The 20,887-nt window shown below is 62.0% G+C and carries 19 protein-coding genes; 4 read left to right on the top strand and 15 right to left on the bottom strand.

The genetic code is table 11. The annotated features are described in order from the left end of the window. Positions 1 to 10: 10 nt before the first annotated feature. Both MSIL_RS00580 and MSIL_RS00575 read right to left on the bottom strand, forming a co-directional pair. Complete coding sequence (locus tag MSIL_RS00580) at positions 11 to 1,651, bottom strand: OFA family MFS transporter (protein WP_012589163.1); 1,641 nt, start codon at positions 1,649 to 1,651, stop codon at positions 11 to 13. Between the two features lie 133 nt (positions 1,652 to 1,784). Continuing rightward, positions 1,785 to 2,993: a cupin domain-containing protein gene (locus MSIL_RS00575; RefSeq protein WP_012589162.1), complete on the bottom strand. Its 1,209-nt coding sequence runs from the start codon at positions 2,991 to 2,993 to the stop codon at positions 1,785 to 1,787. Between the two features lie 91 nt (positions 2,994 to 3,084). Between MSIL_RS00575 and MSIL_RS00570 the strand changes: the two genes are divergently transcribed. Beyond that, entirely contained in the window at positions 3,085 to 3,963 is an 879-nt protein-coding gene (locus MSIL_RS00570) for a LysR family transcriptional regulator (protein ID WP_012589161.1), read from the top strand. A 134-nt stretch (positions 3,964 to 4,097) separates the two neighbouring features. On the opposite strand, the gene oxlT is transcribed toward MSIL_RS00570, so the two are convergent. After that, entirely contained in the window at positions 4,098 to 5,357 is a 1,260-nt protein-coding gene (oxlT, locus tag MSIL_RS00565) for an oxalate/formate MFS antiporter (RefSeq protein WP_012589160.1), read from the bottom strand. A 381-nt stretch (positions 5,358 to 5,738) separates the two neighbouring features. Between oxlT and MSIL_RS00560 the strand changes: the two genes are divergently transcribed. Both MSIL_RS00560 and MSIL_RS00555 read left to right on the top strand, forming a co-directional pair. Further along, the gene (locus MSIL_RS00560; protein WP_012589159.1) at positions 5,739 to 6,740 is read left to right on the top strand and encodes a 2-dehydropantoate 2-reductase; all 1,002 of its coding nucleotides are present in this window, start codon (positions 5,739 to 5,741) and stop codon (positions 6,738 to 6,740) included. Positions 6,741 to 6,779: 39 nt separating this feature from the next. After that, a complete protein-coding gene (locus MSIL_RS00555; protein WP_041368239.1) occupies positions 6,780 to 8,297 on the top strand; it encodes an acyl--CoA ligase in 1,518 nt (505 codons plus the stop codon). A 184-nt stretch (positions 8,298 to 8,481) separates the two neighbouring features. Here the strand turns inward: MSIL_RS00555 and rpsD are convergent, their stop codons facing one another. The 9 genes from rpsD to MSIL_RS00510 all read right to left on the bottom strand — a co-directional run bounded on the left by rpsD (position 8,482) and on the right by MSIL_RS00510 (position 15,817). Further along, positions 8,482 to 9,099 carry a 30S ribosomal protein S4 gene (gene rpsD / locus MSIL_RS00550; protein ID WP_012589157.1) on the bottom strand — a complete coding sequence of 206 codons (618 nt, stop codon included), beginning with the start codon at positions 9,097 to 9,099 and terminating at the stop codon, positions 8,482 to 8,484. Positions 9,100 to 9,415: 316 nt separating this feature from the next. Further along, entirely contained in the window at positions 9,416 to 10,120 is a 705-nt protein-coding gene (arsH, locus tag MSIL_RS00545; protein ID WP_012589156.1) for an arsenical resistance protein ArsH, read from the bottom strand. 5 nt (positions 10,121 to 10,125) lie between these two features. Beyond that, positions 10,126 to 11,178, bottom strand: coding sequence for an ACR3 family arsenite efflux transporter (arsB, locus tag MSIL_RS00540; protein WP_012589155.1), 1,053 nt, complete (start codon positions 11,176 to 11,178; stop codon positions 10,126 to 10,128). A 41-nt stretch (positions 11,179 to 11,219) separates the two neighbouring features. Next, positions 11,220 to 11,645 carry an arsenate reductase (glutaredoxin) gene (arsC, locus tag MSIL_RS00535; protein ID WP_012589154.1) on the bottom strand — a complete coding sequence of 142 codons (426 nt, stop codon included), beginning with the start codon at positions 11,643 to 11,645 and terminating at the stop codon, positions 11,220 to 11,222. 33 nt (positions 11,646 to 11,678) lie between these two features. Then, positions 11,679 to 12,023, bottom strand: a complete 345-nt coding sequence (locus MSIL_RS00530) for an ArsR/SmtB family transcription factor (RefSeq protein ID WP_012589153.1) — start codon at positions 12,021 to 12,023, stop codon at positions 11,679 to 11,681. A 45-nt stretch (positions 12,024 to 12,068) separates the two neighbouring features. After that, positions 12,069 to 13,055, bottom strand: a complete 987-nt coding sequence (locus tag MSIL_RS00525; RefSeq protein WP_012589152.1) for an NAD(P)H-quinone oxidoreductase — start codon at positions 13,053 to 13,055, stop codon at positions 12,069 to 12,071. Positions 13,056 to 13,080: 25 nt separating this feature from the next. Then, positions 13,081 to 13,833 (bottom strand): sulfite exporter TauE/SafE family protein, encoded by a 753-nt coding sequence (locus tag MSIL_RS00520; RefSeq protein WP_012589151.1) that lies wholly within the window; start codon positions 13,831 to 13,833, stop codon positions 13,081 to 13,083. A 358-nt stretch (positions 13,834 to 14,191) separates the two neighbouring features. Beyond that, a complete protein-coding gene (locus MSIL_RS00515) occupies positions 14,192 to 14,809 on the bottom strand; it encodes an acyl-homoserine-lactone synthase (protein ID WP_012589150.1) in 618 nt (205 codons plus the stop codon). 273 nt (positions 14,810 to 15,082) lie between these two features. After that, a complete protein-coding gene (locus tag MSIL_RS00510; protein ID WP_012589149.1) occupies positions 15,083 to 15,817 on the bottom strand; it encodes a helix-turn-helix transcriptional regulator in 735 nt (244 codons plus the stop codon). 415 nt (positions 15,818 to 16,232) lie between these two features. Here MSIL_RS00510 and MSIL_RS00505 point away from each other — a divergent pair, with 415 nt between their 5' ends. After that, entirely contained in the window at positions 16,233 to 16,823 is a 591-nt protein-coding gene (locus tag MSIL_RS00505) for a TetR/AcrR family transcriptional regulator (protein ID WP_012589148.1), read from the top strand. A gap of 101 nt (positions 16,824 to 16,924) precedes the next feature. Here MSIL_RS00505 and MSIL_RS00500 read toward each other — a convergent pair whose 3' ends face one another. From MSIL_RS00500 to MSIL_RS00490, 3 genes are all read right to left on the bottom strand, one after another. Continuing rightward, a complete protein-coding gene (locus MSIL_RS00500; RefSeq protein ID WP_012589147.1) occupies positions 16,925 to 17,677 on the bottom strand; it encodes an SOS response-associated peptidase in 753 nt (250 codons plus the stop codon). Next, the gene (locus tag MSIL_RS00495) at positions 17,677 to 18,972 is read right to left on the bottom strand and encodes a WcaI family glycosyltransferase (protein WP_012589146.1); all 1,296 of its coding nucleotides are present in this window, start codon (positions 18,970 to 18,972) and stop codon (positions 17,677 to 17,679) included. Before MSIL_RS00495 ends, MSIL_RS00500 begins: the two co-directional genes overlap by 1 nt. 350 nt (positions 18,973 to 19,322) lie before the next feature. Then, positions 19,323 to 20,555, bottom strand: coding sequence for a polysaccharide biosynthesis/export family protein (locus MSIL_RS00490; RefSeq protein WP_012589145.1), 1,233 nt, complete (start codon positions 20,553 to 20,555; stop codon positions 19,323 to 19,325). Positions 20,556 to 20,887 lie beyond the last annotated feature (332 nt).

Raw genomic sequence — 20,887 nt, 5'->3', positions numbered from 1 at the left:
TAAAATTCGATCAGAACATCTTTGCGGCGCTCTCGAGCGCCTTCCAGACGCCCCACAGAATCGGCAGGCCGACCAGCGCCCATGGAATCGCCGTCGTGGCGCTGAACCCCCCTGGGCCAATGGCCGAAACCGGCGCAGCGACATGCTTCGCGCCAAGGGCCGCCGGCGCGGCCGGCTCGTCTTTCATCAGCCATTTGCTATTGACAGGACGCACCAACGCATTGGCCAAAAACCCGACCGCAAGGAAGCCGGCGAGGATGTACATGGTCCGGTCATAGACAAGCGCGCGCTCGACGCCGGCCGCAATCTGCGCGTCGCGGATATAGCCGACGACGACCGGACCGATGATGCCCGCCGTCGACCAGGCGGTGAGCAAGCGGCCATGAATGGCGCCCACGTAGCGCGTGCCGAAGATGTCGGCGAGATAGGCCGGAACCGTGGCGAAGCCGCCGCCATACATCGAGAGGATGATGCAGAAAGAGGCGACGAACAGCAGCTTCGATCCCATATGGGCGAAGCTCGGGGCCGCGGCGTAAAGCAGAATGCCGAGGCCGAAAAAAGTGAAATAGGTCAGCTTGCGGCCGAGCTTGTCCGAGAGCGAGGCCCAGAAGAACCGGCCGCCGATGTTAAACAGCGACAAGAGGCCGACAAAGCCCGCCGCGACTGTCGCGACCGCCGCCTTCTGGCCCGTGTCGAGCGCCGAAAAGCCGACGTCGGGGCGGCCGACCAAAGAGCCTGCGAAGATTTCCTGCAGCATGGGCGAGGCCATGGCGAGCACGCCGATGCCGGCCGACACGTTCATGCACAACACAATCCAGATCATCCAGAATTGCGGCGTTTTATGCGCGTCCTTGAGGTCGACATTGCCGCTGGTGACAAGGGCGCTCTTGTGCTCCGACGGCGTCCAGCCCCCCGGCAGCCAGTCTTTCGGCGGCACGCGATAGCCGAAGGCGCCGCACAGCATCGCGACGAGATAGATAAGCCCCATCGTCAACAGTGTTTGCGACACGCCGACGTCGGTCGGCGTCTTGAAATTGTTCATGAGGATGTTGGCGAGCGGCGAGCCGATCAGGGCGCCGCCGCCGAATCCCATGATGGCCATGCCGGTCGCCATGCCGCGGCGGTCCGGAAACCATTTGATCAGCGTCGACACGGGGGAAATATAGCCAAGGCCTAGGCCGATGCCGCCGATGACGCCGATGCCGATCCAGAGCAGCCAGAGCTGGTGAATATGGACGGCATAGGCGCCGATGAGGAACCCGCCGCCCCAGCAGACCGCGGACACGAGGCCAGCCTTGCGCGGACCCGCCCGCTCGAGCCAGCCGCCGAACAATGCGGCCGACAATCCGAGGAAGACGATTCCCAGTTCGAACACCACGAGCAGATCGCTGACGCGCCAGTCGCAGCTCGTCGTGAAAAGCGCAGTCGCGATCGACATGTCGGGGCATGCAATCGCCTTGTCGTGTCCCAGCGCGCGCGACAACGGCAGCCAGAATACGCTGAGGCCATAGGCCATGCCGATGCAAAGATGGATGGCGAGGGCGGCGGGAGGCACGAGCCACCGGTTGAAGCCCGGCTTCGCCACCGTGGCTTCGCGCGAAAGAAAACCGGGCGCGGGTCCCCCGCCCTTAAGATCGACTGTTGTAGACATTGGCCCTCCCAAGCCCTGTTTCCGCCGCTCTCGCTGGCGGCTGGACGCAAGTCAAGAGACGCGAAGGGCGAGCCGCAGCCCGCCCCTGGTCATCAGACTTGACGTTTGCATTCCAGCGATTCTAGCGAAGGAGCTAGACCGGCACAACCGGAGTCTTGCTCTGCGCCATTTTGCGCAAGGTATCGACGTCGATATTGAGATGAGCCGACACAAGTTCATGCGGCACATTGTTCATCCATGACGCCAGCGAGATGTCGGCATATTTGGCCGAGGTGAAGACTTCGAGGAAACGCAACGTATCCTTGCCGATGTTTTTGACATAATGGCCGATCGACTGCGGCACGTAGCCGACGTCGCTTGGGTGGAATTCGACGGTGTTGTTGCGTCCCTCGCCGTGGAAAATGCCCATTTGCGCGGTTCCGCTGATGTAATACTGCCATTCGTCCGAAAGCGGATGCCAGTGCAATTCGCGCATGCCGCCGGGCGCGATTTCGACAAGCGCGGCCGCCATTGTAGTTGCCGGAAAATTCTCCGAATCGGCGATGCGGACGGCGCCCCCCGCCGATTGGAACACCGGCGTCTGATCCCCGAGCGGGAACGCGTAGGCGTTCGGCACGAAGGGCTGTTTGCTCTGGGCGAGGTCGGCGGAAAGATCGCCCGGCAGAGGCGCGCCGAAGATCCATAGATCCTTCCGGTTGGTATTGTCGAAGGTCGCGGCGGGGACGCCGAAATTCTTGGCGAGCACGTCTTTTGGCGTGTGGTTGAACCAGTCGGTGATCAGGAAGGTCGAGTCCTCGGAGAAATTGCCGTCATTGAAGACGAGGACGAATTCGCAGCCGTCCGGACCGAGGCCCTGCACCGAATGCGGCACCCCGCCGGGGAAGAACCAGAGGTCGCCCGCCTTCACATCGGCGACGAATCTTTGCGCGCCGGAGTCGACGGCGGTGATGCGGCCTTGTCCATAGGTCACGAAGGCCCATTCGGCCGGAACATGCCAATGCAGCTCGCGCACCGCGCCGGTCGGCAGCCGCATATTGACGCCCGCCATGTTCTTCGAGATCGGGAAATTGCGGACAGTGACCTCGCGCGCCCAGCCGGCGTCCGTATGGCGATTGTGCACCTGCGAAAAAGAATGCCGCAACGTGCCAAGATTGCCATGATCGGTCGGGAGCCCCTGCCACTCGAACGGATTGATGGCTTCTTCGGCGCCGTCGCGCGGGCCTGGGTCGCTCATGGCCGCGGCGGAGTAGGTTTCCGCCGCCGCGCCGCTCGCGGCAGCCGCTGCGATGAGGCCGCCGGCCGCGCTGGTCGCAAGTAGCTTGCGCCGGGAATAGAGCGTCATTTCATCCTCCTTGTCTTTTCTCGTTGGAAGCGCCAACTGCAACGCGCGCATTATCGTCGGCGGCCTCGCCGCGTGAACGCGGATTATCGTGATGAGTGCAATGGCTTTTTCCGATAGCCTCCTGCTGGATCCGGTTTGCCTCAGGACGTTCCTTGTCATCGCCGAGGGCGCCAGCTTTTCGGAGACGAGCCGGCGCCTTGGCCTGGGGCAGCCGACGGTGAGCGAGCATGTGCGCAAGCTCGAGAAGGCGGTCGGGCGCCGCCTGTTCATCCGCGACACTCATTCGATCACGATGACGCCAGAGGGTCAGGCGATGGTGGCCTTCGCCCGCAGCATTCTCGAAACCAATGAGCGGGCGAAGCGCTATTTCGCCGGCGCGAAGCTGCGCGGGCGCCTGCGCTTTGGCGCGTCGGAGGATCTGGTTCTCTCGTGGCTGCCCGAGATCCTCGCCGGGTTCGTGCAAAACCATCCGCTGGTCGATCTCGAATTCACGATCGGCCTCAGCAGCACCCTGATCAATCGCTTCGACGCGGGCGAACTCGACCTTGTGCTGTGCAAGCGCTGGCCGGGCGAGGACCGCGGCGATCTCGTCTGGCGCGACAAGCTCGTCTGGATCAGCGGCGAAAAAGAGCCGCCGTCGCAGACCGACCAGGCGCCGCTCATTCTCTATCCGCCGCCCAGCCTGACGCGCTTTATGGCGATTGCGGCGCTCGAGCGCGCCGGCGCGTCCTGGCGGATCGCCTGTACAAGCGGTAGTCTCTCGGGTCTCGTCGCCGCCGCCGAAGCCGGCCTCGGATTCATGGCGCATTCGCGCAAGCTGATCCCGAAAGGACTCATCGAACGCGCGCCACGTGAGGGCATGCCGCCATTGGGCGAGCTAGAATTCGTGATGCTGCGCTCACGCCGCAGCGCGCAGCCGGCCGTCGCCGAATTGAGCGCGGCGATCGCCGTCAAGGGCGAGAAGTTTTAGGAAAGCGGGCTGCTCGCCGCGTTCCAGCCAGGCGGGCCGGCATCAATGACAGGTGACCGTCATATCACGCAGATTGGCGCGGGACGAAGCCCGCGCCAATGTCAAGGAAATCAGCGGCCCGGGAGCCCCGCCCGTCAGGCCGCGAACCGCCGTCGCATCGGCCGCAGCAGCGCGATCGCCAGCAATGCGGTGATGATGTTCAGCGCCGCGGCGATCCAGAACGTCAAATGCCAACTGCCGGTCGCGGCGGTGAGCATGCTGGAAAAAGGAACCAGCAGAGCGGCTGTTCCCTTCGCTGTGTAGAGCAAACCGGCGTTGGCCGCGGCGAATTTGCCGCCAAAAGTGTCGGCGCAAGTAGCGGGAAACAGGCTGTAGATTTCGCCCCAGGCGAAAAACACAAGGCCAGTCAGCAGAACGAACATTCCCGGCGTGTGGCCGAATTTGCTGAGCGCCAGAATAGCCAGCCCTTCCAGCCCGAAGGCGATAAACATCGTGACTTCGCGCCCGATCTTGTCGGACACCCATCCGAAAAAGGGACGCGTCAGGCCATTGAGCACGCGGTCGATCGAAAGCGCGAAGGTCAGCGCCGGCAAGGTCAATCCGAGAATGCTGACCGGAACGCCGGCGACGCCGAAATCCTTTGCGATCGGCCCGAGTTGCGCCGTCGCCATGAGGCCGCCGGCCGCCATCATGACGAACATGGCGTACATAAGCCAGAACACAGGCGTGCGCGCCATCTCCCAGGGATTATACTGCCGCCGCTCGCCGACGACCGCCATATCGGCGGCTTTTGTGACGTCAATCTTCTCGGGAGCTTTCAGGAAAATCGCGCAAACGCAGAGCACAATTCCCTGTAGCAGACCGAAATATAGGAACGCCTGCTGGAAGCCCTGATTGGCGATAATCGACGCGATCGGGATGATCGTCAGCGCCGAGCCCATTCCGAAACCCGCCGCGGTGACGCCCGCCGCGAAGCCGCGGCGATCCGGGAACCATTTCAAAGCGCTGCCAATGCTTGCCCCGTAGACAGCGCCGGCGCCAACGCCGCCGATCGCCTGAGCAAAATACAGCATGGGCAGGCTTGTCGCCTGCGAATTCAGCACCCAGGCGAGGCCGCACAGCAACCCGGCCAGCAGGACGACGACCTTTGGTCCCATCCTGTCGACGACATACCCGTGCAGCGGCACGAGCCAGGTTTCGGCGACGATGAAAATCGTGAAAGCGATCTGAATAGCGGAGCGGTCCCAGCCGAACTTTTCCTGCATGGGATTGACGAACAGGGTCCAGCCATATTGCAGGTTGGCGATCATGGTCATGCAGAGCACGCCCAAAACAAGCTGCAGCCATCGATTTGGCGCGGCCCGACTTCCAACCAACACAGACTCTTCGGCCACTTGGTCAAATCCTCAGCTGACAACCCAGAGCGCGTCTGGCGCAGAAGTTTTGATTGCCGCAGCAAGTTTGGGCAAGCAATTTTTTCTTGTGAAAGGCCAAGAATATTATGGTTGAAAGAGAATCCCTCTTGGGTGCATTGCGGCATAAACTGCGCGACGATTGAGCGGGGATGGGGAGCGGGCTCCTGAAGCTTCGGGCGCGCCTGAGCGGAAATTTTCGGGATTGACCGAGCGGCCGATTTTTGCGCTTCCTGCGGCGTCGGCGCAGATTTTTGCGATTTCGACCTCTCGGACTGGACATCACGCCGGCGGATCCGGCATGGAACGCGCTTCGCGAAAGCGGCTATTCCCCTGCAAGATAGGACGAATGGAAATCGATCGATGAAAATCTGCGTAATCGGCGCCGGCGCGATCGGCGGCCTCCTCGCCGCCAAACTCGCCCATGCCGGCGAAGAGGTCAGCGTCATTGCGCGTGGCGCGCACCTTCTGGCCATTGCGAAAAATGGGCTGACCCTGATCGAAGAGGGCGACAAGATCGTCGCGCCCGTCGCCGCCTCCGACCGCATCGCCGACCTTCCCCAGCAGGACCTGATCATCCTCGGCATGAAGGCGCATCAGGTCGCGGCCGTCGTCGGCGACTTGCCGGCGATCATGGGCCCGAAGACCACGGTCCTGACGGCGCAGAACGGAATTCCATGGTGGTACTTTTTCGGGCACGGCGGTCCGCATGAAGGCGTGCGCTTGCAGAGCGTCGATCCGGGGGGGATCATCGCCGACAATCTGCCGATCCGCCATGTCATCGGCAGCGTCGTCTATCCGGCGGCCGAAATCGAGAAGCCCGGCGTCATCCGCCATATCGAAGGCAACCGGTTTTCGCTCGGGGAGCTCGACGGCTCCAAAAGCGAGCGGATCACGCAAGTCTCCGAGGCGTTTACGAAAGCCGGCTTCAAGGCGCCGGTGGTCACCGATATTCGCTCCGAGCTCTGGACCAAGCTCTGGGGCAATCTGAGCTTCAATCCGATCAGCGCGCTGACCCATGCGACTCTCGAAGACATTTGCCGCTTTGCGCCGACCCGCGCGCTGGCCGCCGAGATGATGCGCGAGGCGCAGACGGTCGGCGAGGCGCTCGGCATCCGATTCCGCATTTCGCTCGAAAAGCGCATCGCCGGCGCCGAAGCCGTCGGCGCGCACAAAACGTCGATGCTGCAGGACGTCGAAAGCGGACGCGCGATCGAGGCCGACGCGCTGATCGGCTCCGTGATCGAGCTCGGCCGCACAGTCGGCGTCGCGACGCCTCATATGGACGCCGTCTATGCGCTGGTTAAGCTGCTGGGCGAAACGCTGACCCGCGCCAAGGGCAAGCTCGCCGTGACGCCCGTGTGAGGCGGCCGCGGAATTTGAATGGTTTGGGAGTATCTGGAAATGACCTCAGTGCGGACATTCGAGGGATTGTTTGCGGCAGGGCGCGGCGGCGACGTCGCAATCGCGGCCTCCAATGCCGCGCCTTTAACCTTTGACGGCCTCCGAGCGCTTGTCGCGGAAACGATCGCCTCGCTGAACGGCCTCGGGATCGGCCGCAACGACCGCGTCGCCATCGTCCTGCCGAACGGCCCGGAGATGGCGACGGCGTTCATCGCGATCGCCTCCGGCTCGACCTCCGCGCCGCTCAATCCATCCTACAAGATGGACGAGTTCGAATTCTACATGAGCGATCTCAACGCCAAGGCGCTTGTGGTCGAGGCGGGAAGCACGTCGCCGGCGATCGAGGCGGCGAAGAAGCTCAACATTCCGCTGGTGACGCTGACGCCGGATGCAAAACGCGGAGCCGGCTATTTCACGCTCTCAGGCGAAGCGAACGGAACCGCCGCCCTGCCCGGCCGCGCCGAACCCGACGATATCGCCTTGATCCTGCACACCTCCGGCACGACGTCGCGTCCCAAAATCGTGCCGCTGACGCAGGCCAATGTCGCCAAATCGGCGACCAACATCGCGGCGACCGTGGAGTTTTCCGAGAAGGATCGCGGGCTGAATATCATGCCGCTGTTCCACATCCATGGCCTCATCGCCGGCATATTGGCGCCGCTGTCGCGCGGCGGCAGCGTGTTCTGCACGCCGGGCTTCAATGCGCTGAAATTCTTCGCGGCGATGGAAGAAGCAAAGCCCACCTGGTACACGGCGGTTCCGACGATGCATCAGGCGATCCTGACGCGGGCAGCGAACAACAAGGAAATCATCGCGCGCTATCCGCTGCGGTTCATCCGCTCGTCGTCGTCTTCGATGCCGCCGCAGGTCATCACCGAACTCGAGGCGACCTTCCATTCGCCGGTGATCGAATCCTACGGCATGACCGAAGCGGCGCATCAGATGGCGTCGAACCCGTTGCATGGCGTCAGAAAGCCGGGCTCCGTGGGACTTGCCGCGGGGCCTGAAGTCGCCATCATGGATGAGACCGGCGGCTTCCTCCGCGCAGGCGAAATCGGCGAAATCGTCATCCGCGGCGAGAATGTCACCGCGGGCTATGAAAACAACCCGAAAGCCAACGCCGAGGCTTTCACGAACGGCTGGTTCCGCACCGGCGATCAGGGCGTAATGGACGAAGGCGGCTATGTCACTCTGACCGGGCGCCTCAAGGAGATCATCAACCGGGGCGGCGAGAAAGTCTCGCCGCGCGAGGTCGACGAAGCCCTGATGGATCACCCGGCGGTGTTGCAGGTTGTGACATTCGCCGTGCCGCACGACAAGCTCGGCGAGGATGTGGCCGCGGCTGTGGTGTTGCGCGAGGGAACGACGGCGACCGAGCAGGAGCTGCGCGCTTTTCTGTCCGAGCGGATCGCGGCGTTCAAGACGCCGCGCAAGATCCTGTTTTTAGCGGAAATCCCGAAAGGCGCGACGGGAAAGCTGCAGCGCATCGGCCTCGCGCAGAAACTGGGCCTCGCCTGATTTAAACTTCCGCGCCTACGGGTTTTTTCGAACAGGGCGTGGATGCGGCGGCGGTTGCGAAAGCAATTTGCCGCCGCTTCGTATCCAATCGACCCACAAAAAAGCGGACCGTTCGCTAAAGCGATTGGTCCGCTAAAAACTTCGCCGTCTTGCTCAAGGCAAGGCGGCGATCGATGGCGCAGATTTAGCGCGAGTAAAATTCGATCACCAGATTCGGCTCCATCAGAACCGGATAGGGCACGTCCGCCGGCAGCGGAATGCGCGTGATCTTCGCCGTCATCTTATTATGATCGACCTCATAATAATCCGGCACGTCGCGCTCGGCGAGCTGCTTGGCCTCGAGCACGATCAGGATCTCGCGCGAGGATTCCTTGACCTCGATCACATCGCCGACCTTGACGAGGTAGGAAGCGATGTTGACGCGCTTGCCATTGACCTTGACGTGGCCATGGTTGACGAACTGGCGCGCGGCGAACACCGTCGGCACGAATTTGGCGCGGTAGATCACCGCGTCGAGCCGGCGCTCCAGCAACCCGATCAGATTGTCGCCCGAGTCGCCGCGAAGGCGAATGGCTTCGGCGTAATATTTGCGGAACTGCTTTTCCGAAATATTGCCGTAATAGCCTTTGAGCTTCTGCTTGGCCTTGAGCTGCGTGCCGAAGTCGGAGAGCTTGCCCTTGCGGCGCTGGCCGTGCTGACCGGGGCCATATTCGCGGCGGTTGACGGGGCTTTTCGGACGGCCCCAGATATTCTGGCCCATCCTTCGGTCGATTTTATATTTTGCTTCTGCGCGCTTTGTCATCGCGTGTCCTCGATCATCATTGCATCGGCAATGAGGACGCGCGCGCAAACGCCCGGCGCTTTATCGAAAAGCGCGGCGCTCAAAACTCGCGTCCTCCCGCCAATAGGGGGAGGAACGCGCCCTCCTCTGCCCCACCGCTTTTTTGGCGGAGCCGACAGGCGCCTGCTCTTCATGACAGGTCCGGCGAACCGGACCTCGCGAAGAGGCGCCGCGGGTGCGTTAGGACCGGAAAAAACCAGCCCAAAAATTTACCGCGCAAAAGCGCGGCAAGCGGCGTTGGTTAAAGGAGTTTTGCGGGCCCGTCAAGGCGACGCGCTCAAATCGAGTGAAGCCCCACCCGCGCGGCGAGCTTTTCCGCCTCCTCCTTGCGCTCGCTGTAGCGGTCCGTCAGATAGGCGGAGGCGCCGCGGGTCAGAAGCGTAAACTTGACCAATTCCTCCATCACGTCGACCACGCGATCATAGTAAGGCGAGGGAAGCATCCGGCCAGCTTCGTCAAATTGCTCATAGGCCCTGGCCACCGAGGATTGGTTCGGAATGGTGATCATCCGCATCCAGCGGCCAAGGACGCGAAGCTGATTGACCGCATTGAAGGATTGCGAGCCGCCGCTGACCTGCATCAGCGCGAGGGTCTTTCCCTGTGTCGGCCGAACCGCGCCGATCGAGAGCGGAATCCAGTCGATCTGCGCTTTCATGATGGCGGTCATGGCGCCATGCCGCTCGGGCGAGCACCAGACCTGCCCTTCGGACCAGGCCGAAAGGTCGCGCAATTCCTGGACCTTCGGGTGCATTTCGGGCGCATCGTCCGGCAATGGCAATCCGCTTGGATCATAGATCCGGGTTTCCGCGCCAAACGCCTTCAAAAGACGCTCCGCTTCAAGCGTCAGGAAGCGGCTGTAGGACCGCTGCCGCAAGGAGCCATAGAGCAACAGAATGCGCGGCTGGCGTATCTTGCCTGTTTGCAGCCTGTCCGCGTTGGGGATCTCGAAAGCGGAGGGCGAAATATTCGGCAACTCATCCAAACGATTTATCCCTCCGCCCGTCGCGGCGCCGGCGCCGGCTCCGCGCGCTCATACCAGCCGCGGCTGGCGTTGACGATATAGACAAGAGACAGCATCGCCGGGACTTCGATCAGCACGCCGACGACCGTCCCCAGCGCCGCGCCGGACCGGAAGCCAAACAGGCTGATCGCGGCGGCGACGGCGAGCTCAAAAAAATTGCTGGCGCCGATCATCGCGGAGGGCCCGGCGACGCAATGCGGCTCGCCGACGATCCGATTGAGCAGATAGGCAAGCCCCGCGTTGAAATAAACCTGGATCAGGATCGGCGCGGCGAGCATCAAAATAACCAGCGGCTGAGCGGCGATCTGCTCGCCCTGGAACCCGAACAACAGCACCAAGGTCGCGAGCAATGCGGCAAGCGACAATGGCTGTAGAATGGCCAGGACGCGCGCGAAGGCGTCGGCGCCGCCGGCAAGCAGCGCGCGCCGGGCCAATTGCGCTGCAATGACAGGAATCACGATGTAGAGCCCGACAGACAAAGCGAGCGTGTCCCATGGCACGACGATCGCCGACAGGCCGAGCAGAAGCCCGACCAGGGGCGCGAAAGCCACAACCATGATGACGTCATTCAGCGCCACCTGACTCAGGGTGAAATGCGGCTCTCCCTTGACGAGATTGGACCAGACGAAAACCATCGCCGTGCAGGGCGCCGCGGCCAGAAGAATAAGGCCCGCAATATAAGAGTCGATTTGATCGGCCGGTAGAAACGGCCGGAAAAAATGGCCGATAAACAGCCAGCCGAGCGCCGCCATCGAAAAGGGCTTCACCGCCCAATTGATAAACAGCGTCACCCCCATGCCGCGCCAATGACGCCGCACTTCGCCGAGCGCCGCAAAATCGATCCTGAGCAGCATGGGAACGATCATCAGCCAGATCAGCGCCGCAACGGGCAGATTGACCTTGGCGATTTCGATCGCGCCGATAGCCTGGAATAGCCCCGGCGCCAATTGGCCGAGAATGACGCCCGCAACGATGCAGGCGCATACCCACAGGGAGAGCGTGCGTTCAAAAAAGGACATGTTGATGTTCCTGCGGGCGCCCGCGGCGGCGATCCGCGCCGTCAGGCGCTCGCCACGTGGCGTCCCTTTTCATCGACGACGCGCTCGCCGTCTTCCTTGAAGAATTCGCCTTGCTGCGCCGGCAGAAGATCGAGCACGAGTTCGGAGGGGCGGCAGAGCTTCACGCCCTTGGGCGAAACCACGATGGGGCGGTTGAGCAGCACGGGATGCTTTTCGATGGCGTCAAGCAGCGCATCGTCCGACACATCGGGCTTATCGAGGCCAAGGCTCGCGAAGATCGCTTCCTTGTCGCGCAACAAGGCGCGCAGCGGCTGGCCTGTGCGCGCCGCAAGCTGGCTGATCAACAGCCGGGTTGGCGGCGTTTTCAAATATTCAATGACATGCGGCTCTATACCAGCGTTGCGGATGAGGCCAAGCACGTTGCGCGACGTGCCGCATTTGGGGTTGTGGTAGATGATGACATCCATGACGGATTCCTTTGTCGAGGTTGCAACTGTGTCTCAATTTTCAGACGCCTCGAGCCGCGTCAGGTCGGCGAGAAACGGGGCGCAGGCGCCGGGACGCCCGCCGCAGCAATCCTCCACGAGATAGGCGGCCAGGCGCCCAATTGCCCCAAGATCGGCGCGGTAGATGATCGAGCGGCTCTGACGTTCGGAGCGGATCAGCCCCGCCCGCGCGAGAACCGAAAAATGCGTCGAAAGCGTATTATGCGGAACGCCCAGGCGACGAGCGATTTCGCCAGCGGAAAGGCCGTCAGGCTCGTGCCTCACCAACAAGCGAAACACATCAAGACGCGTCGCTTGCGCCAACGCAGCCAGACTTTCAATCGCGGTATCACTCTCCATATGTCGATAATAGCCGACATATAGAAATAAACAAGCGGCAGTCGCCTAGCGCCCTGTTTCGAGCACGATCTTGCCGGTGTGGGCGGACGATTCCATCAATTCATGCGCGGCCCAGGTCTGTTCCAGCGGAAACGTCGCATGAACAAGCGGCCGCACCTTGCCCGCTTCGATCAGCGGCCATACGCGCTCGCGCACGGCAGCGGCGACTGCGGCTTTCTGCGCCAGCGTGCGGGCGCGCAAGGTCGAGCCGGTCAGCGTCAGGCGGCGGATCAGCACGGGCCAGAGATTGAACGCTTCGACGCGCCCGCCGCCGGAGCAGGCGATCTCGACCAGCCGGCCCTCGAAGGCAAGAAGCGATAGGTTTTTGGCGAGATAGGGCGCCCCGACCATGTCCAGAATGACGTCGACGCCGTGCTCTCCGGCAAAAGCCTTCGTCTCGGCCGCGAAATCCTGCGTCTTGTAATTGATGGAGAGATCCGCGCCGAGCGTCCGGCAGAAGGCGCATTTGGCGTCCGAGCCCGCCGTCGCGATGACAATTGCGCCGGAGGCCTTGGCCAGCTGGATCGCGATCGAGCCGATGCCGGAGGAGCCGCCATGGACCAAAAAAGTCTCGCCGGCCGCCAGGCGCCCGCGCGTAAATACATTGTCGTAGACGGTGAAGACATTTTCCGGCAGCGCCGCCGCCTCTTCGAAGCTGAGGCCCTGTGGCGCCGGCAGGCATAGCGGCGCGGCGGCGACGGCGTAATCCGCATAGCCGCCGGAACCAAGCAGCGCGCAGACCGAATCGCCAGCCTCAAAACCGGTCACGCCCTCGCCAAGAGCGACAATGCGGCCGGCGACCTCAAGCCCCGGAATGTTCGATTCGCCCGGCGGCGGCGGATAGGAGCCGGCGCGCTGCATGCAGTCCGGACGGTTGACGCCCGCCGCGACGACTTCGATCAGAACCTCGCCGGGCCCCGGAGCCGGCCTCGCCGCCTCGCCAATCCTGATGACCTCCGGACCGCCTGCTCCGTCGAAATAGGCATAGCGCATGCGAGCCTCGATCTCCGTCCGGCCCTCAAGGCGTCTTGAGAAAGAACAGGACGGTGAGAATCAGCCCTATCATAATGACGAAACCCTTCACAATGCGCGTCGGCAGGCGGCGCGCCGCGTGGATGCCGGCGTAGCCGCCGATGATCGCCGCGACCCCCGCGACGATGGTCAATTGCCAATATACGAGACCGGCGACGATGAAGGTGACGACGGCGGCGGCGTTCATCAGCACGGCGAGCAGGATTTTGAGGCTGTTCATCAGCCAGATGTCGCGCATGCCGTAGAGCGTCAGCGCGGCGAGCATCAAAATGCCGATGCCGCCGCCGAAATAACCGCCGTAGATCGAGACCAACGCCTGCGCGAGATAGATCCCGACCGTATTCAGCTTAAACAGCTTGCTATCTTCGCGGATCGCATTGCCGCCCGCGAAAATGACTGTTGCAAACAGAATGAGCCAGGGAATCAGCCGCGCGAAAATCGCCGGCGGCGTGACAAGCAGCAGCAGGCCCCCAATGAGGCCGCCGATAAGGCTGATCGCCGCGAGGACTGGAGCGTTGATGCGGGGGTCCTTCGCCGCCGCCGCAATGCCGTCGCGCGCGGATAAACCCGTGGCGATCTGGCCGGGAAACAGCGCGACCGTGCTGGAGGCGTTCGCGGCAATCGGCGGAACGCCCGCGGCGATGAAGGCGGGCAGCGTCAGAAAGGAGCCGCCGCCGGCAAGGGCGTTGATGAAGCCGGCCGCAAAGGCCGCGAGCGCGACGATAGCGATTGCGAGCAATAAAAAGGCCCTTTCGATGCGCCAGCGCGCACGAGGATCGCGCAGCCGCCTCAGCGCGGCCTCGGAAGGGCTCTTTCTAGAGCGCGATTGTTTCAGAGGAAAGCCGTCTCGCTTTCAGATCGATCGCCGCCTCTTTTTCAATCGAGCGCCTGAGCGCGCGTGGGATCAGGCGTCCGCCGGCCGGGCGCGATTTAAAATCGGCGGCGTAAGCATGACGAAAAATCAAGCTCCGTCTGGGCCACGTGCCAGAGACGCCAACCGCCCGGAAAGGCGAAGCCTTCCGAGCGGGGCTGCGTTTGCCGATGCCCTGGACTTTCGACGGACGGCTGCGCGGCGCAACCGTCCGGGCGCCGGCCGCTTATTCCGCGGCTTCGACGACGGTTTCGACGGGGGTGAGGCCAGTGGCCTCCCGGATCGAAGCTTCGAGCTGGCGGGAAACTTCGCCAAGAGCGAAATGGATGGAGCCGGCTTCCGCGCTGCGATGACGGCCGAGCACATAATGGCGGACGCCGCATTTGCGATAAACCCGCGCCATCGGCGCCTCATAGATCGCGATCAGCTGCGACACGCCATGCTCGAGACCGAACAGGCATGTTCCAAGCATGATTTCGCAGGCGGCGCGCGACACGCCATTGGGTTGGATGCGCGGGTCGTCCGGCACGGCGAAACGCGTCGCTTCCCAGATCGTGGGCGAGCGAACCGTCAATTCCGGAAACATCTCCTTGAAAGGCCCGTTGGCCATGTGATCGGTCAACGTATTCAAAAGACGGACCGAGCCAGCGAGCGAACCATCCGGCCGCAGGCTGCAGACATAGACCGTATCGTCCCGGTCATATTCGTCGATCTCGAATTCTCCGTCAGTAATCTTTAGATCCCATTTCTTTTCGTCGACGAAGACTTGCTTGCGCTGGCGGAACATTTCCTCGAAGAGATCGCGTCGCTCTTCGCGCTCATAACCATAAACAACAGTAATCATATCAGGGCTCCCGTTCGGGTGGATGCCCAACTATGCTATCGGCAGGAGTTTAAGGATATTCCCCCGATCGGGGATATGCGGCGCACACAGGACGTGCGTTATGAACCGACTCCCGCCGATCCCACGCCCCAGTTCATGCTGAAGGCGTCACCGGATGCTTCGATGATCGAAGAAAATGTCGCCTGTGCGGCAATTTGCTTAGGGCGCGTAACGAACGAGCCTGTTCCGCTCAGCGGCTGGCTTGCGAGTTCGACCCCGCGAGCCCTGAGTGGTCTATCGGATCAGGCCGGCCCGAATCGCCTTGGTCACCGCGTGGACGCGATTCAGCGCGCAGAGCTTGTAGCGCGCCGAATCAAGATGCGCCTTAACGGTTTCGACCGAGATGCGCATCAAAATCGAGATATCGGCGAGCGATTTGCCTTCCGCCGACCATTCGAGCGCCTCGATCTCCCGCTTGGTGATGGCGTTGAGATCGATCTCATCTTCCTTGGCGTGCAGCTTATAGGCCCGCTGATGCACATAATGAGCGATATGCACCATGTCCTTGGTCAGTTCGAATCGGCGGCGCGCCCATTCTGTATCGGCCTCGTCCGAAGTAACGCTGAACAGAGCCCAGAGCCCATTGGTCGGACCGCGGACGGGAATGGTCAGCCCCTGCCTGCCCACCCCGGCGTCGGCGGCTTCGCCGAACATCCGCTGCACTTTCTTCTCGGCGCGCGGCAGCCGCGCCCAGTCGAGCGGCAGAACCGAGCGGGCGCCTATATTATGGACGGGATCAATCAGGCCGTAGCCTTCATCCTTGTAGTGTTCGACCCATTCCTCGCGATATGTCAGCGCCATGAAGGGATCGGCGACCGAGCGGCCGCGGAAGGACGGGCAGAGATAAGCGATATTGGCCAAGCCGTAGTGGTGACGGATATATTCAATGAATCCATCCAGGGTTTCGTCGCTTAGGTCGGTCTCCAGCTGGAGCAACGTCCTGATGTCGACATCCTCTAATCCCTGCATTCCGCACCGCTCCCGAATTTAATCTAACGACTATTTGCACACAGCCGCTCCGCGAACGCCAGAAAAAACCGTCAAATGCGCGGCGACGGGATTGCTGGCTCTCTTGTTGTGATAAGTGAACGTTAAAGAAGCCGCACTGACCAGTGACAAAATAGCGCGTAAAATACTTATCTAGAACAAGTCGGTAGCGAATATTGTAATAAACAATAAATTCTTTTGACAAGCGGCTTTCGCGAGCGCGAAACGCTCGACGCAACAGCTATTTACGGGCATAACGGCGGAAATTCACGATTCGCGCAGATGTGGAAGTCAAACTGCAAAGGTTACGTTAACGTGCATTTGTGTCCCATATAGGTGAAGCTTTTCATGCCGAAGCGTTGTAAGGTCCTCCCTGTCAATTGGGGATAGCGATAGAATGAAAATCGTCAGCGAACAAAAGGAAACCGATCCGCACCAGAATATCGTGGAAGTTGCGGAGCGTTTGTTCAGCCAGATCGGATTTCAGAAGACTACTGTTGCGGACATCGCCCGTGAACTGCGAATGTCGCCTGCCAATGTCTATCGTTTTTTTTCGGCAAAAGCGGAAATAAACGAGGCGGTCGGACGACGACTGCTGACAGAGACTGAAGCCAGTCTCGAGGCCATTTCAACCCAGCCGGGCTCCGCAAGCGAAAAACTCCGCAGCGCCATCGCAGCGCTCGAAAAGGCGAACGCCCAGCGCTTTGTCGCCAACCGCAAGCTGCATGAATTGCTCGAGACGGCGTTCAACGAAAACTGGCCGATCGTGCAAGATCATTCGAAGAAGCTTAACAAGGTGCTGACGAACATCATTTCGGAAGGCAATAGCGCCGGGGAATTCCATGTCAGCGATTGCGAGCTTGCCGCGATTCTGGTGCGCAGCGCCTGCATCCGATTCTGTCACCCGAGACTAATGGTCGAATGCGCGCAGGAGCCGGAGCCGACGCTCGACCAAATGGTCGACTTCTGTCTTGTCGCCCTCGGCTAGGCTAGAGCTGGGTCGACCGGATCATTCGGCCGGAAAGCGCTTCAAGTCTTTGTTTTAAATTATTTTCTCGACAAGACAGTCAACAGCCTTCGCTCAAAGCTCTAAAATAATAATTGTTGCGGAGGATCGTCCTGTTGCGCCGGAGCGGACGGCGGCGCGGCTCCCGCGACTGGCTCCTGCAGCTCCTTATAATCATTCGCGGCTTTGTTGACCTCCGGCCCGATTGCAAAGAATTCGAGCGCGTCATTTTCGGGCGGCCGCAACTGACTCAGGGCGGCCTCAGTCGTCGCCTCGTCCGGGCAAAGCCAGGTCTCAAATGATTCGCGCGCGATGATTGCGGGCAGACGGTCGTGAATGGCGGCGGTCGATCCATTCGCCGCCGTCGTGATGATGCAGGCCGTGTCGAGCTCCTCGCCATTCGGTCCGCACCAGCTTTCCCAAATTCCGCCAAGAGCCAGGGGCGCTCCATCGGCGCGCCGGAACAGATAAGGGCGCGCGCCCCGCCCTCGCGAGCCAGCTTCGCGGCGCCATTCGTAAAACGCGTCGGCGATGAACAGGCAGCGGCGGCGGCGGAATGCGGCGGCGAAACTTGGTTTTTCCAGCAAGGTTTCCGCCCGCGCATTGATGATCAACGGAAAATTTCGCGGATCCTTGGCGAAGCGCGGCAAAAACTCCCACCGTACGAGATCAAAGCAGCGCTCGAGGCGATGGTCGGCGTCGAATCGCCCGCGCACGATCGGCACAGGCTGCGTCGGCGCGATATTGTAGCGCGGCGGAAAGTTAGGCTGCTCCAGATAGCCGAAGAAACGCCGCGTCGCCTCAGGCGGCGAGGTCATGGCGAAGCGACCGCACATCAGGGCTGAGCTTCGGGGAAATGGGTCAGCTTGTGTTGGCCCGCAGGGGCGGATTTGACGCCGGCAGGATCGATCCAGGCGCGAAACTGCTCAAGGCAAGTCTCGCGCGCGAACATCTGCGCAAGACGCCGGCCATCGCCCAGCGCCGGATGCGCGCCGTCGGCCGCGAGCCTGCTGATCTCCGCGGCCATCGCTGCGCTGTCTCCGGCCGGCACCAATATGGCGGCGCCCTGCAGAACCTCGAACAGCTCGGTGCCGGCGTCGGCCGTCGCAAGAACGGGCTTGCCGCTTGCCAGCATGCCGCCAAGCTTTGAGGGTAAGACGAGATCGGCTGCGCCCCGGGCCTGCGGCAAGACATGCAAATCGGCGAGATTAAGCAATTCGCACAGCCGAGCCTCGGGCTGTAACGGCAGAAAATGCACGCCGGGGAGGCCGCCATAGTCGCGCATCAGCCGCGCCTTCTCGGGTCCGTCCCCGGCGATGACAAAATGGATGGCTTTTGCGCCGCCAAGCGCGCGCGCCGCGTCGAGAACCACCTCAAGAGCCTGTTTAGCGCCGATGTTGCCGGCGTAAAGAACAACGAAAGCGGCGCTCAGACCAAGCTCTGCGCGAAAGCCGTTGCTGCCTTCGAGCGGCCGAATCTGGTCAAGATCAACCCAATTGCGGACGATGCCGATACGTTCGGCGGCAACGCCCTTTTCAATAAGGCGCTTGCGCATCTGGCCCGAAATCGTGACCAGGCTGTCGAACCGGCGCAGCAGCCAGGATTCAATTGAGAAGATCGCCTTCTTCAGCGCCCCACCCTGCAAATGGCCGACGGCGAAGGCGGCGTCGACCTCGAGATCCTGCACATGCAGCAGCACGCGGGCCCCGAATATCTTGCCGAGGAGGCCGATCGGCGCGGCGGCGAGGGTTGGCTCGACGCACAGCACGACATCCGGTCGCCGCGTCACGATCTGCCAGAGCGCGACAGGAGCCGCCGTCAACGCAAAGCTCACCGGCGCGATCAACCGCCAGACGCCGCGCATATCCGCGCGAAGCAAGATCGGGCAGCGCAACACCGCGACGCCGTCTCTGGTCTCGCGCGCATAGCGTCCCGCGTGAAAGGGCGGTTTGACGCTCCAGCCCGGATAATGCGGCGGCGCGGCGACCGCCGTGACGTCATAGCCATGCTCGGCAAGATAGGCGCCGATCTCGCCCGTGAATCGGCCAACACCGGTCATCTCAGGCGCGTAATTCTCGCCGATGATCAAGATTTTCAGGCGTTTGTTCGTGTCGGCGGCAGATATCTGCATCGAGTCCCGTCGAAGTGACACGCGGGCTGAAACAGCTCAAGGCGCAAAGGACGAGCTCCCCTTGGCTAGAACATGACGCCGGAAAGCAGCAAGGCTTTCGAACCGACCTCCTGCTCTAACCCCGAAGGATCGATCACGTTTCATGATCCTGGATGGATGAGAATTCAAAATCATCGTGATCGCAGAACAGCTCTGCCAGTCGCTCCATGAGGCCGCAAGCCCTGCGGGGGGGCAAGATCTCAACGGCAAGATCTTCAATCGAGCGGTCAAATGCAAGCGTTGCGCCGAATCTTCCCGTGGACCGGAAGCGCGGCGCTTCGCCTCATGCCTGCGACGCGAGCCGCAGGGCGCTATTGAACGACTGCGGCGCCCGCCAGCGCGTGGCCATGAATCGCCGCCGAAGCTGTCGGCACGCCGACGATGGCCGTGGTCGTGACCGCCGACGCTGAGGCAACCGTATTGACGAAGTTGAAGAATTTGCTGAGATCATTCGACTGGGCGTTGGAGACGTAGATCACGTCGCCGTTGCGCATTTGCGTCCGCGTCGCAATGAAATAGCCGCCCGGATCGCGCAGATTGACCTGGAAGATGACCGGCACCAGATCGCCGGCAAAGCGGCCCGTATCGACGCCGAGCAATTTTGCGACTTCCCTCGGCTCCCTGCGATACAAGAACACGGCGCTCGCATCGGCGCGGGCGTCTTGCAGGCCGCCGGCCTTAGCCACGGCCTCGGCCAGATTGATGCGCCAGGCGTCAAAATTAAACTCGCCCTGGCTACCGATCGCGTCGAGGGCGCCGGTCGCGCCGAAGGCGATGAATTTCTGTTGCTCCTGATAGACGTAAATACGGTCGCCCGGCTGGATATAGATGTTGTTGGACGCATTCATGACCAGATTTTCGAACGGCACGGTGGCGCGTTTACCGCCGCGCTCGAGCATGACCCAGGTTGAGAAGCCCTGCCCCTTGATGCCTCCCGCGCGGGTAATGGCGTCGAGAATGCGATCGCCGGCGCCCGTCGCCGGAACGGCAAAGCGCAGCGGCGTATTTACTTCGCCGATGACGCTGATCAGCGAAGTCCGCTGCTGCGCCAGCGTTATAATGACCTGAGGCTCGATCGCGCGATTTTTGATCCGTTCGACGATCTCATTCTGGATCTCGACGTTGTTGCGGCCTGCGGCGCGTATGACGCCGGCGAAAGGGAACGAAATATTGCCATGGTCGTCCACCGCCTGATCCGGCAGGGTGACGAAATTGCCGGGGCGCGCGCCGGCGTCGAGCGGAATGAATAGGCCGCCGGCGGTCGCCTCGAAAACCGTCGTCGAGACGATATCGCCGACGCCAAATTTGATGTTGGACGCCGGGCGACGGTCCGTGAAGGTGCCGGCGAGGCCCTTCGGCTCATAGGCGGCGAGAATATCCACGGTCTCAGGCGTGAGCTTTACGAGGCCGTAGGGAACAATGTCCGACTTTTGCGACAGCACATCGACCGAAGCCGGCCCGTCCTGGGGGAAGAAGGAACACCCGCCGACGCCGATCAGCGCTGTCGCCAGTAAGGTGATGCCGCTCAATCGCAATCCGGGCATGAACTCTATCCTCTCCGCCTTTCCTGACAGATACCCTGACGGCGTGGATCGGACTAGAGCAACGGGACGATTGCCGCCTTATTGACAGGCAGTATGTCAAAACTTGTTACAAAATTGGCACAGCCGCGGTCGAGCCGGTTCTTCCCAAGTGGACAGCAAAGGGTCGAACGCGCGATGGGCGTAGCGCAGCCGCCGTTCCGAGGAGCGAAGCTGGGCCTGCTTCGCAGCCTCGCCGCAATAGTCGGCCGCTACGATAAGCCGATCCTGTGCGGCTGCGGCAGGACCGGGCCTGGAGGCGCGCCCCCAACCGCCCCGCTGCGGCGGGTGGAGGC

This window comes from Methylocella silvestris BL2 (assembly GCF_000021745.1).
Taxonomy (GTDB): Bacteria; Pseudomonadota; Alphaproteobacteria; order Rhizobiales; family Beijerinckiaceae; genus Methylocapsa; species Methylocapsa silvestris.
The sequence above is the reverse complement of the archived record's forward strand: the minus strand, read 5'-3'. Positions and strand labels throughout refer to the sequence as shown.

Coding starts and splice junctions, on each gene's coding strand:
- MSIL_RS00580 (WP_012589163.1), bottom strand. CDS start 1,651: ATGTCTACAACAGTCGATCTTAAGGGCGGGGGACCCGCGCCCGGTTTT.
- MSIL_RS00575 (WP_012589162.1), bottom strand. CDS start 2,993: ATGACGCTCTATTCCCGGCGCAAGCTACTTGCGACCAGCGCGGCCGGC.
- MSIL_RS00570 (WP_012589161.1), top strand. CDS start 3,085: ATGAGTGCAATGGCTTTTTCCGATAGCCTCCTGCTGGATCCGGTTTGC.
- MSIL_RS00560 (WP_012589159.1), top strand. CDS start 5,739: ATGAAAATCTGCGTAATCGGCGCCGGCGCGATCGGCGGCCTCCTCGCC.
- MSIL_RS00555 (WP_041368239.1), top strand. CDS start 6,780: ATGACCTCAGTGCGGACATTCGAGGGATTGTTTGCGGCAGGGCGCGGC.
- rpsD (WP_012589157.1), bottom strand. CDS start 9,099: ATGACAAAGCGCGCAGAAGCAAAATATAAAATCGACCGAAGGATGGGC.
- arsB (WP_012589155.1), bottom strand. CDS start 11,178: ATGTCCTTTTTTGAACGCACGCTCTCCCTGTGGGTATGCGCCTGCATC.
- arsC (WP_012589154.1), bottom strand. CDS start 11,645: ATGGATGTCATCATCTACCACAACCCCAAATGCGGCACGTCGCGCAAC.
- MSIL_RS00530 (WP_012589153.1), bottom strand. CDS start 12,023: ATGGAGAGTGATACCGCGATTGAAAGTCTGGCTGCGTTGGCGCAAGCG.
- MSIL_RS00525 (WP_012589152.1), bottom strand. CDS start 13,055: ATGCGCTATGCCTATTTCGACGGAGCAGGCGGTCCGGAGGTCATCAGG.
- MSIL_RS00515 (WP_012589150.1), bottom strand. CDS start 14,809: ATGATTACTGTTGTTTATGGTTATGAGCGCGAAGAGCGACGCGATCTC.
- MSIL_RS00510 (WP_012589149.1), bottom strand. CDS start 15,817: ATGCAGGGATTAGAGGATGTCGACATCAGGACGTTGCTCCAGCTGGAG.
- MSIL_RS00505 (WP_012589148.1), top strand. CDS start 16,233: ATGAAAATCGTCAGCGAACAAAAGGAAACCGATCCGCACCAGAATATC.
- MSIL_RS00500 (WP_012589147.1), bottom strand. CDS start 17,677: ATGTGCGGTCGCTTCGCCATGACCTCGCCGCCTGAGGCGACGCGGCGT.
- MSIL_RS00495 (WP_012589146.1), bottom strand. CDS start 18,972: ATGCAGATATCTGCCGCCGACACGAACAAACGCCTGAAAATCTTGATC.
- MSIL_RS00490 (WP_012589145.1), bottom strand. CDS start 20,555: ATGCCCGGATTGCGATTGAGCGGCATCACCTTACTGGCGACAGCGCTG.